The 13,391-nt window shown below is 44.7% G+C and carries 8 protein-coding genes; 2 read left to right on the forward strand and 6 right to left on the reverse strand.

The window, feature by feature from the left end:
- Positions 1 to 55: 55 nt before the first annotated feature.
- From essA to GYO_RS38155, 6 genes are all read right to left on the reverse strand, one after another.
- Positions 56 to 511, reverse strand: a complete 456-nt coding sequence (essA, locus tag GYO_RS38130) for a type VII secretion protein EssA (RefSeq protein ID WP_080010100.1) — start codon at positions 509 to 511, stop codon at positions 56 to 58.
- Between the two features lie 31 nt (positions 512 to 542).
- Positions 543 to 3,788, reverse strand: coding sequence for a type VII secretion protein EsaA (esaA, locus tag GYO_RS38135; protein ID WP_014114999.1), 3,246 nt, complete (start codon positions 3,786 to 3,788; stop codon positions 543 to 545).
- On the reverse strand, positions 3,785 to 8,272 hold the full coding sequence (gene essC / locus GYO_RS38140) for a type VII secretion protein EssC (RefSeq protein WP_041521056.1): 4,488 nt from the start codon (positions 8,270 to 8,272) through the stop codon (positions 3,785 to 3,787). The genes esaA and essC overlap by 4 nt, the downstream gene beginning before the upstream one ends.
- A 60-nt stretch (positions 8,273 to 8,332) precedes the next feature.
- A complete protein-coding gene (gene essB / locus GYO_RS38145) occupies positions 8,333 to 9,664 on the reverse strand; it encodes a type VII secretion protein EssB (RefSeq protein WP_014115001.1) in 1,332 nt (443 codons plus the stop codon).
- A gap of 14 nt (positions 9,665 to 9,678) precedes the next feature.
- Complete coding sequence (gene yukD, locus GYO_RS38150) at positions 9,679 to 9,918, reverse strand: ESX secretion system protein YukD (protein ID WP_010329928.1); 240 nt, start codon at positions 9,916 to 9,918, stop codon at positions 9,679 to 9,681.
- A gap of 70 nt (positions 9,919 to 9,988) precedes the next feature.
- Positions 9,989 to 10,282, reverse strand: a complete 294-nt coding sequence (locus tag GYO_RS38155) for a WXG100 family type VII secretion target (protein ID WP_003220661.1) — start codon at positions 10,280 to 10,282, stop codon at positions 9,989 to 9,991.
- Positions 10,283 to 10,852: 570 nt separating this feature from the next.
- Between GYO_RS38155 and adeR the strand changes: the two genes are divergently transcribed.
- A complete protein-coding gene (gene adeR, locus GYO_RS38160; protein ID WP_053407036.1) occupies positions 10,853 to 12,082 on the forward strand; it encodes a sporulation transcriptional activator AdeR in 1,230 nt (409 codons plus the stop codon).
- Between the two features lie 101 nt (positions 12,083 to 12,183).
- Complete coding sequence (gene ald, locus GYO_RS38165; RefSeq protein WP_014115003.1) at positions 12,184 to 13,320, forward strand: alanine dehydrogenase; 1,137 nt, start codon at positions 12,184 to 12,186, stop codon at positions 13,318 to 13,320.
- Positions 13,321 to 13,391: the final 71 nt, after the last annotated feature.

Consider the following 13,391-nt stretch of genomic DNA (forward strand, 5'->3'; position numbering starts at 1 on the left):
TCCTCCTTCCATTCCTATTGTACGGTACCGCTTTTGCACAACACAAGCACAGGGCCTATGCCTTTTTGTTCTCCTGCGCTGTGACTTTTGGGATGAGAAACACAATGCCTGCAATTCCGAGCAGGATCAGTACGACATAGATCATCGGCAGCAGCAATGAAGATGTTTCTTGTCCTTCTTCTGTTTCCGTGGATGACGTCTTTGTCATTGGTTTTTCAGCAAACGTAATCCCGAGCTGTTTCGACTGGGCCGCAATCGTGTTGGATTCCTCGGCATTTGTTGATGTAAACAAATCTTTTATCAGCTCGGCGTCCTTGTCCTCGGGCTTATCAAAAGTGATATCCTTCTGTTCCTCAGGCAGTTCTGTTTTCTCTTCATAGTAGGTATCTTCATGCAAATAATTCGTATCAATTTCGATGTCTTTTTTCTCATACTGGTTTGGCGCGACATCTGTGTTTTCCTCGGTTTCGGCTGCTACGGCAGAGGGTATGAAAAGGGAAAAGGAGAGCATACAAATCATGATCCCCTTTTCCATGCTGCGATTACGCTTCATACGTTTCATCGCTTTCTGCTGTGTGTTCGGCCATCATCCGGATGATCAGCGGCAGAGCCGCGGCAATCACCGTAATGATCAGCAGAACCGTTATTCCCATTGTAAACAAGTGTCCTGTACCGTACTGGATGTCGATATATACTTTCGAAACCGGATCTTCAAATGTAAAGTTCGGCATAATCAAATCAATAAGCGGTGCGACGTAGAATAGAATCATTGCCGCTGAAGCAACCCATCCAGGGATCGATCCGAATCTGAATGCTGTCCGGATGAAGGCAGAGCTTGCGACTAGCAATAGAATCGTAAACACCGACCACTTAATCGTCTGATCGTCCGGCAATGAATAAATATTCAAACCGAACAAGCTGATCATGAGTCCGACAAGGATATTCAGAATTCCGAATAGCGCTCCTTTGACGAGAAGCGGCGCGTTTTGGTAATACGAGCTGAAATAGCCGATTAACAGACTGCTGATCAATACAATGACAAGGATGACAACCGGCGGCACCGTCTGAGTTTTTTCTTCCGGTACCTCTCCGCTGATTTTAAGCGGATTCGCCAAGTAATCATATACATAGCCGTTGTTTTGCCCGTCTACTAATGTATTTCCGAGTATGCCGTATACGTCATTGCGCACGAGTTTCGTGGAAGCGACATTTTTCCCCCAGTTGTTGTTTAAGGTGTCAGCTTTCGCCTGAACATCATTGACGCTTTGCTGCATATTCGTCGTGTAATCAATAATGCCTGACTGGCGATCAGACAATGACCCCATCATGTCTGACATTTGCAGCACTTCCTGGCCGACCGTATCTTGGACACTCAATGCCATTGTGCCAGACAGCCCGTCGTTACTGAACGTCGCAGCTTCTTGCGTTGTACCTGTTACCAGCTGTTCTGACGCTTTTGCGGCACTTTCAGAGATTTTCGTCAGTTCGTCAAGAACACCTGCTTGAGAGTCACGGATGAAGCCGCTGTAGTCCTCCGTAAATTTGGTCATGCCGTCGATGAAGCTGTTAATGTCTTCATCGGTTTGCATCGTGTTGTTTTTCAGATCTTCCCAGCTGGCTGTTTCTGCAGGTGAGAGAGCCAGGACTGATTTGACGTTGCCCTGCTGGTCTTTAATTGCATTGGTTTTCGCAGCGCTGTCTATCGTTCCGGATAATACAGAGTCATAAACTGATAAATATTTATAGTATCTCATTAAAGCGGAGATGCTTTCTGTATTGATCTCTCCGGAGAATTGAAGCTGATCTTTATTTTCCAGCTCGCGAATCGCGCTGTAAATCCCTTCGAACTCCCGCTTCCGTTTCGCTTCAAGGTTTTCAAGTTTACCTTCTAGCTTTTCCACTTTGTCTTTCAAGTCAACAATTTCATCATTGAGACCATCCATTTGTTCTTTTAGTTCTTCTAATTTCTTTTTCAGCTCTTCATTATGGGAAGTTTCTTTTTCTTTGAGCTCTTCTTCAATTTGCTTGATTCGCTCAGATGCTTGGCTGAGCTGTTCTTTTGCTTTGGCGATATCAGAAATCTCATCGTTTCCTGTTTGACCTTCGTCCTCAGGCTGAGCCGCGCCACCGTCGCCTCCAGTATCTCCTGAATCTCCGGTTCCGCCTTCATTTGCCAGCTGGATAAATTGAAGGGCTGAGTCAGATGAAGCAGTCTGTTCGGCAGATGTACCCGTTTCGGTTTGTCCGCTGTCTGACTCACCATTAGAGGCATCGCCGTTCTGCTCCTGACCGCCTGTTCCCTGCTGCTGGTCTTGATCCTGAGTATCGCCGTCCGTTTGTCCGTCAGTCCCGGTACCACTATTGTTATCATCGTTTCCGGTGTCTCCCTGTGTATCATCGGGATTTGTGTTGTTTCCGTCATCAGGTTTTTCCGGGTTGTCAGTGGATGGCTCGTCTGTTCCCGGATTTTCAGTTCCCGGGTCCTCTGGCGTCGGCTCCTCTTTTTCAGGTTCCTTTAGATTGTCTGAAATGTCCTGAATATCCGCCGCAATGTTTTTCAGTTCTTCACGCTGTTTTTCAAGATCAATTTTCAGTTCTTCAGGATCTTCTTCTTTTGGGTCTTTATCTTGATCATTGTTGTCAGAGCCATCATCTTTGACTGGATCGTCCCCTTTCGCAACTGTCAGTGCCTCACGCGCTGGGACAAGCAGTTCATAAACCTGATTTAATGCTGTCTGTTTTGATGCAACCTGGTATTGATTAATTAAATCGCTTTGTATCTTCGCCATACCAAGTTCCTGCTGAGGCACTTGACCCTCCCTAAGTTGCTGGGCATTTGCCAACACTGTACTTGTTTGTGCAAGCTGTGTTTTCGCTTGGCTGATCCCAGTTGCCAGTCCGCTCATGCGTTCGCTGAACTGATTTGCCTTTTGCTGTGCTGCGATTGCATCCAGACCTGTCTGGATTTGCTGCTGAGTTGAATCCTGGGCTGCCAAAAGCAGTTTTTTCTGATTTTCTTGATATTCTTTGTATCTTTCAACGGTATCAATGAATTCTTTCAGCGTGTTTTTGGCTTCCTCCGCTGTTGAAGCTTTTTCTTTTGTCGTGCCCTGCACTTCGTTCATTGATTTCTTCAGCTCATCGATTAAGTCTTTTTGCTGTTTGATTTCACCTGCTAAATCATTAGAGCTTGGTTTGTAAAAGTTGTACATGACATTCTGGAATTCAGATTCTTTATTGACGATTTTGTCAAATTCTCCTCTGATGTTGTCCACTTTTTGTGAAACAAAGTTCCAGTATAAGGCCGACATTTTTTTGTTCATTGTCTTTTGCGCATCCTCAAGCTCACGCTGAACTTTTTCTTTGTTGACCGCATTCAGGTTATCTTGAATGCTGAATTCGAGCGTTGCTTTTTGAGGATGATCTTTGTCATAGCTCAAAATGTTTTTTGAGAAATCCGAGGGAATGTAGACGATCGCATCGTATTTCTTTGATGCGAGACCAGTCTCGGCCGCGCTTCGGTTTACGACCGTCCATGAATAATTAGGACGCTCACCCAGAAAGGCCGCTACTTCCTTGCCGAACTGGGCGGATTTGTCCTCTTCATCAGATTTTACCTCATCACTCAATACGCCTGTGTCTTCATTCACCACCGCGATTTGCCGCGTGGAATTGACTGCTTTCTTCGTCGGATCGTCTCCGATAAATCTGAAAAACAAAACCGGCAGCAGCAAAATGATGATGACGGCGGATATTAACTTGATCAAGCTTTTTCGTTGTTCTGTCATCTAGCACTCTCCCTTTCAGCAGAACATAAAGGAATTTGAACTTTTTGCTCCTTCCCGTTTTCCACAACATATCCGAAGCCCGGCTGAATCTCAGGCTCTTGTCTTTGGTACGGGAGAGGAATGACATTTTGCTCAGATTTTTTCATCAGCAGAATTGCGTGGCGGATCTGCTTCATCTCTGTCGTCAAGGAGTCATAGCCTTTTGAGAATTCGCTGTGATTTCCGCCCGGGATAAAGCTGAACCCAAGATGCGCGTATGATTTCATGAAGTTTGCGAGACGGTCTTGTATTCTCGTATCAATCGTCTGCTGGAATCTCGTAATCCCGTCAATCATCAGCACCACTTGTGAGAATCGCAGATTTTGCGCGTCTCCCTGGCGGACGGCTTCTACATACATGGCTTCTCTTGTTTTGAAAATGTCTTCTGCTGCTTCGATCCACTGCTCAATATCTTCTTTCGTTTCCAAATATGAGACATCCGATTCCTTCGCATATTGGGACAATCCGCGGTCAATCGAGTCAAACAGGCCAATCATTTCGGTTTCATCATCAATCAGATGTTCAAGCATTACTTTTAAGACGTTTGTTTTTCCGCGCTGGGTCTGGCCTAAAATCAGGCAGTGCTTGTGCTTGCCTAAATCAAAATAGACTGGGCTGACTGTTTCTTCATGAAGCCCGATCGGTACAGATAAAGGCTTGCGTTCCAGCTTGAAGCGGAGAGAAAATTCTCTCGTCGACAGGCTCTCAGGCAGCATTGGAATTGGTGCGGGCTGCTCCATTGAAGCAAAGCGCTCCTGAAGATGCTGAACGTCTGATTTCAGTCCGTTGAACATGCTGATATCATCGTCCGTGTCAACAGGCAGGAACATTTGCGCGAAATAAAGCTCTTCCTTTTGAATGATGACGCGCCCCGGAATCGGTTCAAGATTGAACTTCGGCCGTCCGTAAATGGAATATCCCTCAGATTGATCCATGAGATAATGGACAACCTTTGTTTTCAGGTTATTTAATAATGACTGGCGGACCGCATTAACCCGCGTTGCTGTCAGCATGAAGTAGATGCCTAAGCTCTGCCCGTCTCTGGAAAGCTGGACAAATTCCGATTCAAGCTCATGCATCTCATCCTTGACAATGTCAAAGTTGTCAATGGTGATGAAAATGAACGGAAGCTCTTCTTCGCTCAGCGCATTGTACATTTTGATGTGGCTGATTTCTTTTTCCCTGAACAGACGTTTACGGCGGTCAATTTCTTCTTTGATTCGAATCATGAACTTTTCGATTTTTCTTGACTGGTCCATCAGGAAGTAATCCGCGGTATGCGGGAGCTTCGCTAATGGCAGAAGCGTTCCGTTTCCGAAATCAAAGATATAGACATGAAGCTCTTCTGGTGTGTATACGTCCGCAAAGCTCATCAGGAACGTTGCGGCTGTAATCGATTTTCCATAGCCGGAAGAGCCGAATATGCCGATATTTCCGTCTTCCATCATCTTATAAGCAATCGGCGCCTGTCTTTGCAGATCAGGTTCATCGACATACGCGAAGTGGAAATGGTCTTTTTCCTCTGAAGGGAAAAGAGTGCGCGGGATACGTTCCGCGAGCGGCGGCAGCCAAGGGCTTGACAGCTTCTCGATTCCCATTTCATCTTGGATGCGTTCAATTTCGTCAACTACAGCTTCGATTTCTGTTTGAACATCTTTTTTCGCGATATCTTCGGTATCCACTTCAGAAAGCGGGATCAGACCCGTATCCGTGACGATCGCAATTTCATCCTCTGTTCCGTAGACTTCCTCTAAGTAAGGAGCCCCGCTCCAGGCGGATTGGAACAGCTCATACACTTCATTGTTTCCGACCTGCAAATAACCGCGTCCTGTCACGGTAATGTTTGCGGCATCGCTGTTTTTCAAAATTTCTTTACTGTCGGTGGCATCCTGAACCTTCAGCGCTACTTTAAAGCGTGAGTTACTCCAGATCTGGTCGTCAATGATGCCGCCCGGCTTCTGTGTCGCCAAAATCAAATGAACGCCGAGGCTTCGCCCAATACGCGCGGCGCTGACAAGCTCCCTGATAAAATCAGGCTCCTCGCTTTTCAGCTCGGCGAACTCATCAGAAATTAAGAACAAGTGAGGCATCGCCACTTCTGCTTTCCCCTGCTTGTACAGCTTTGTATAGTCATTGATGTGATTGACTTGATATTGGTCAAACAGGCGCTGCCTTTTTTTCAGCTCACTTTTAATGGAAGCAAGCGCACGCATACTGAAGTTTTTGCTGCCTTCAATATTTGTGATCGTGCCGAGCAGGTGAGGAATGTTGCGAAACGGCTGCGCCATCCCCCCGCCCTTATAGTCAATTAATAAGAAAGCCGCTTCATGCGGGTGAAAATGCACCGCAAGTGACAGGATGTAGGTCTGGAGAAATTCACTTTTCCCTGACCCCGTTGTCCCCGCAAGCAACCCGTGCGGACCGTGGGCTTTTTCGTGAAGGTTCAGATACACAATGTCATCTTTTCCTTTATAGCCGATCGGCACTGACAGCGACTTCGACGATTCACTCGTCAGCCATCTTTGCTGAATGCCGATTTCTTTTACTTCCTTGGCATGGAAAAGCTCCAGGAACGATACCGTTTCCGGAATGGAATTTGTAATGCCGACCTGGTGATTCAGCGTCCGCAGTGTGCGTGAGAACCGTTCATTGTCCCCGCGTTGATGATGATCAAGGCGGAACGGAATTCTTACCGCTTTTTTCTTCTGTATTAAAATGTCGCCTTCATGCTCATTGATGTAGCGGACAAGAGTCGTAATGTTTTCCGACAAGCTTTCCTTTGTTTCCGCAGCGACAATTGTAGAGATGCCCAGATGCTCATGCTGTCCTTCTAAATATTCGAGAATGACGTGCTCTGAGATCAGCTGCTGGTTCGTGATGACAAATACAAAATGCGGTTTGAACTGCAGTTTTTCTTTGTCATCTTCAAGATCGCGCTCTCTGATCAATTCATAAAGTGAAGACAGGAGCTGATCTCGGGTTTGCTCATTATATATAAACCCTTTCGCATAAATATGGGGCATTTGAAATTGCGGAAGCCACTTCATCCACTCCCAGTCTTTATACTCTTCTTCATGAAAAATAAAAACGAAACGCAGATCGTGATAGCTGTTAAAGAACGACAGCTGTCCGATCAGCTGGTGAATCTCATTTTTCACAATTTGCGATTTACCGACAAGCCCCATCGGACCTTCCGCCAAATCGACCGTAACCGGCGCATTGCGGATATCCTTATAAACACGCTGCATGTGCTGCGATTTTTCCATGAGGTCATCAATATCACGATTGGCCAGGTCTCCGCCGCTCATATTGATTTCATAACTTGAAGGGACTGTTCCCGTCCCCAGCCGCAGCTGGAGATAATCCTTGCTTTCTAGTGATTTTTCCCAGATCCGGTCGCTGATTTCACTTGTTAAGTATTTCATTTGTTCGAACGAAGGGAAGTGAAATTCAAGTACCTGCTTTTGCTTTTCAGCTAACGCCTGAAGCTCTTTCCGCTTATTGTCTAGGTAAAGCTTATACACGCGCTCCCGTTTTTCCTCGCGTTTTTTCCGCTGGTTTTTATCCCGGAAATATTGTACCGTCGAGGTAATAAGGGTCATCATAAACATCGCCAGAGAAACGAGTATGAATATGCCGCGCGGCTGGATGAGTGCGACAACGCCCATCACGATCAGCATGACAAGCGGCGGAAGAATGACGAGCCACAGCCCTCTGTTGGTTTGATCGCTCTCCTGAGAGGGAAAACTGAAAGAAACGCGGTCATCCGGCAAATCGTACACCATCCGCGGCGTTCTTCTGTATTGCGGGTATTTTTTCTGCATCTCTGTGCTCGGTTTGACCGTTTCTGTTAATGCTGTTTCAAACGGTGCAAAATGGACAATTTCTAAAAGGTCTTGTTCCGTCACTCTCATTTGCGTAAAGTTCCAGAAAATTTCATCCCCCGGCTGGAGCGGTGTATGGGCGATGATCCTCTCTCCGTTCAAGAAGATCGTCCCGCTTTCAGGATGAACCGACCAGCTTTCGCCGACACGAAGCATAGAAAACGTGCTTTGATCTGCAAAAGCAAAATCTTGCGGATTCAAATAAATATCTGCATTTGTTTTTTCTGAAGAGCATATGATTTCATCCCGATTCCCCGTAAAATAAATGGATTTCTCAGGCTCACTGCCCATCAAGATCAAGCGTATACCCTGCTGATCCGTTTGGAGAGTAAATGATGTATCAGGCTCAATCGTGCCGAGACAATCATTTCCCAGGAAAACTTCGTATTGGCCGCCGGATTCCTTTCTTTGAAGAGAAATCACTCCGCTTTCAAACGGAATGGTGCCGATCGTCACGGAATCCTTCACATCAGGCCCTATGGTCACCGGATGGGACGACGGGAGGTCAGACAATTTCAGTTTTTGAACGTTATTTTGGTAAAAAACCCATAATAGACTCAAATGGCGAACCCCCTAACGGCCGAATGGCAGCATGCGATGACCTGCGCTTCATGTCTCACGTTATTTGTCATCTTTTTTCTCATCTTTCTTTTCTGTTTCTTTTTCTTTCTTCGCTTGTTCTTCTTTTTTCGCTTTTTCCTCGGCTGCGGCTTTTTCTTCTGCCGCTTTCTCTTCAGCTTGTTGTTTTTCTTCGGTTGTATCAGTTGTTGAAGACTCATTATTCGATTCTTTTTTCTGTTCAGCGTTAGCTTTATTCACTTTATCAAGTTCGCTGTCTACAGAATCAAGTTCTTTTTGAGTTGCTTCATCATTACTATCCTCAGCTAAGAGCTGCTGTTTATATTTATAAAGGCCAAGCCAAATGTATGGGTTATACTCGAGCTTATGTCCAATACTGATCGCTTCTTTATAATCCCCTCTACCAATATCAATCCAATAAAGGAAATGCTGCGGTTCAGATTGCAATGTCACTAGCTTCTCAATATTATCCCGTTGATAATCTAAAAGCTGTTTTTCAACTTCTACATAGGAATAAGCAAGCTGATACTGCACCGATTCAGGCAGGCTTTCCGCATCGTACTTAGACAGTGTGCTGATAACTTCACTGTACTGCTTATTTAGGAAAGCACGGTTGCTGTCCACTATCGCCTGGTGCTTTGGCTGTGCGAAAAATAATGAGTACATCGAATAAATAAGGGCGGGCACAAGCAAAACAATGAGCCCCAGGCCGATATATCGCTGGATGTTCCATTTCTTTCTCGGGATATGTATGTATGTTTTCGCTTTGGCTTCGAGCTCATCGATATGGGTTTGAATCAGCTCGAGCAGGTCATCATAGGACGCCGCATCCAATATCGCCTTAGCCTCTGCGGAGAACGTCAGCGTTTCATTAAATTTCAGGTAGTCTTCAAAATCAAAAGCGCCGTCAACTGCCAAAGCCGCTGCCGCTTTCAGCTCCCTCCACACTCTTTCCTCATCATGCTCGTAAGGAGGAATGCTTTCTTTTACTCCATAATGGAGAAAATAAGGCGTTAGGCCTTTATCGAATACAATGTTTTCAGGAGCGACAATCAAATTCAGCCTTGACAGATTGTGCTGCTGTACAGCTTGAACAAGCTGATAGGCAAACTGCCATTTGCTTTTTTTATCTTTAGCTTTCATGAAGCGGAATGCTTTATAGGAGGGAGGAGGTTGGATTGTGATGATCACTTCATCATCCGTCACATCGATCTCTTTATGAAAAAATGGATTTACATCTTTGATCACGTTGGCTTCGAGACCGTCCAGGAGCTTTATTTTTTCCCGCTGAAAGGTAAATGTATAGCCGGCATCTGTTTTCTTGGCAACGGCTTCTAATTGGTTTTCTAAATATGATTTTTGTTTACCTGACATTCAACCAGATCCTTTCATAATATTTCAAGCCGGTCTCCGTTTGTAATGCCGCAATCTGATAGCTTGCATTCTCCGGAAAACACCGTATCCTTATTAACCACTCTGATCCAGTGCCCTTCGCGCGGAGGTATAGCTACGCTTTGAGCCTGCCAAGCAATATCAATTACTTTTTTCACCGGGTGGTAATCTGACAATCTGAGATCAAAGACACTGCCATTATAATGTTTCAAATCTATTGTAATATCAATATACATTTTAGGATCACCCTTACATAGAAAGAGCGCCGTCTTCTCGTGAATCAGGCGCTCCTTCCCTTTCATACTGTTATCCGCGGATTTGATTTGCGATGTCTTGGTCAGTAGACTCAAGTGTATTTGCTGTTTGATCAAGCTGCTGATTCACATCTTGAAGCAAATCTGACATTTTGATAAATGAAGGTTTGAGCTGCTCGTATTGATCTGCGAACGCTTCGCTTGAAGCACCTTCCCACATGCTTTTCAAATCAGAGATCATGCGATTTAAACGATCGACCTGATTTAATACTTCTTGGCTTTCAACGCCGTATTGCTTCGCCATCGCTCTTAGCTCTTCGGGTGTGACACGAATTAATCCTGCCATATTCCTCATTACCTCCTGTGCCATCAGCCTAAATATGGGCTAATTCACTTATTTTTAGAACGTCATTATTATAAAAACAGTTTTTCGGTACAGTCAAACAAATATGTTTTAATTTTACAAAATGAGTCCAATGGTTTATCCCGAATCGCTTAAAAATGACATATATTGTTAAACAAGTAGGTTTATTTTCTTAATCTTCTCTTCATTCTCCGAATAATCCAAAAGACCCAAATGATTCACCAACTCCCAAAAAAAACCTTTCAGAAAATTTGATGCTACAGCACCATTTCTGAAAGGTTCAGTTTTTTCTTTCCTTAATCAGTCTTGCCCCCCGATGACTTTCTTAGAAGAATAATAGGATAAGTTTCGTATCATTTAAGGCATACAACTGTACTGTAAAAAGGCGAATGCACTGCCAATCATATATTAAGACGTTGCTCTCAATATGCCATGTACTTGTTTTTTTGGCTTCCGCTCTTTGTTGTTGATTTTCCCAAACAACAACAATCATAATAAAAGGAAGGGGATGAGATGTCAAAGAGAAATCAAGCATGAAAAGTAGGGAGATTTATGACCATGCCGAATGATCCGTTTAAATACAGTTTTGACAGACTTGAAGATGTAGCTGATCATATCAGCGACGTTCTGCGGTGCCCGATCACCATAGAGGATGTTAACCACAAGCTGCTTGCCTACAGCACACACAGTGACTGCACAGATCCTGCCCGAACGTCTACAATCATTGGCAGAAGAGTACCCGAGAAGGTCATTAACAAGTTGTGGAAAGATGGGACGATTCCAGCTCTTTTAAAAACGGACCAGCCGATCAGAGTAAAGCAAATAGATGAAGTCGGACTAAGCAATCGCGTTGCAATTTCCATTTGGAAAAACAACCAAGTGCTTGGCTTCATATGGGCGCTTGAGATCCAAAAAACATTGTCTGACGATGATCTGATGACATTGCAAATGGCGGCAAAAGCAGTGAGAAACAAGCTTCTCAAACTCCAAATCAGAAAAACGAAAAATGAAGAACGCAGCCAAGAATTTTTCTGGAAAATGCTGACCGGTCACATTCATCAGGAGCATGACATGGCGGATGGCTTCCACAAGCTTGGAATGGCCGCCCCTTCTGAGTTTTCCGTTATGATCATCCGGATAAACGGCGAGCTGACTGAAAAAATCGAACAGCAGCTGCAATATTTGCAGGAAACGACCCAGCAGGTTCACGTGCTGCTGACAACCGTAGATTCCAATGAACTCATTATTTTAACCGCCCCTAAAACAGATCACCCTTTTCAAGATTTAAAGCAGTTTGCTTTAAGTACGCAAAAACAGCTGAAAGAACGTTATAAAATAGAAGACGTTTCTATCGCTTTTGGCGGAATATACCATTCTATTTCTTTTGTCTCCCGCTCCTATCAGGAGGCATTGTCTGTCTTAAAAGCAAAGGAACGTTTCGCAGAAGAGACAAAACATCTTTTCAGTTTTTCTGAGTTAGGCATTTATCAATACTTGGATATCTTAGATGAAAAACGGAAACAGACTGGATATTTTAACTATTCGCTTTCCAAACTGGAACAGTATGATCGAGATCACCAGTCAAATATGGTAGAAACGCTAGAGCGTTTTATTGAAGCAGACAGCAACGTGAATACAGCCTCCAAGATATTAAATATACACGTTAATACGTTGAATTACCGTCTCAAGCGTATCAGCCAGATTGCTGAAATCGATTTAAAAAATGTGAATCAAAAATTCACCATCTATTTAGATATCAAGCTTCGGCACATGGATTTGTGAAATTTCACAAATCCATGTTTTTTTATTTTCTTTTTCAAACAAAGAATTTTCTTAAGAATCAAGCTACACTAAAAACATCACAGATACAGGAGGAGACAGATATGATCATAGGGGTTCCTAAAGAGATAAAAAACAATGAAAACCGTGTCGCACTAACACCTGGAGGCGTTTCTCAGCTCATTTCAAACGGCCACCGAGTACTGGTTGAAACAGGCGCGGGCCTTGGAAGCGGATTTGAAAATGAAGCCTATGAGTCAGCAGGAGCGGAAATCATCGCTGACCCGAAACAGGTGTGGGACGCCGAAATGGTCATGAAGGTAAAAGAACCGCTGCCAGAAGAATATGTCTACTTCCGCGAAGGGCTTGTGCTGTTTACGTACCTTCATTTAGCAGCTGAGCCTAAGCTTACACAAGCCTTGAAAGATAAAGGGGTTACGGCGATCGCATATGAAACAGTTAGTCACGGCCGGACATTGCCGCTTCTGACGCCGATGTCAGAGGTTGCAGGCAGAATGGCAGCGCAAATCGGAGCTCAATTTTTAGAGAAACCTAAAGGCGGAAAAGGCATTCTGCTTGCCGGAGTGCCAGGCGTTTCTCGCGGAAAAGTAACGATTATCGGAGGAGGCGTAGTCGGCACAAACGCAGCGAAAATGGCTGTCGGCCTCGGGGCGGACGTGACCATCATCGACTTAAACGCAGACCGCCTGCGCCAGCTTGATGACATCTTCGGCCATCAGATTAAAACGTTAATTTCTAATCCGGTCAATATTGCAGATGCTGTGGCGGAAGCGGATCTTCTCATTTGCGCGGTCTTAATTCCGGGGGCTAAAGCTCCGACTCTTGTCACTGAGGAAATGGTAAAACAAATGAAACCGGGTTCAGTGATTGTCGATGTTGCGATCGACCAAGGCGGCATCGTCGAAACTGTCGACCATATTACTACACATGATCAGCCGACATATGAAAAACACGGCGTTGTCCACTACGCTGTGGCGAACATGCCGGGCGCTGTCCCGCGTACATCAACAATCGCCCTGACTAACGTTACTGTTCCATACGCGCTGCAAATTGCTAACAAAGGGGCAGCAAAAGCGCTCGCAGACAATGCGGCACTGAAAGCTGGTTTAAACACAGCAAACGGACACGTGACCTATGAAGCTGTGGCAAAGGATTTAGGATATGAGTATGTTCCTGCCGAGAAAGCTTTAGAGGATGAGTCATCTGTGGCAGGTGCTTAATGACATTGAGCTTGCAGAAAGATTTCTGCAGGCTTTTTTTATTTTTTAAAAGGAAAAAAGAGACCATTTCA

This window comes from Bacillus spizizenii TU-B-10 (genome assembly GCF_000227465.1).
GTDB classification, from domain to species: Bacteria; Bacillota; Bacilli; order Bacillales; family Bacillaceae; genus Bacillus; species Bacillus spizizenii.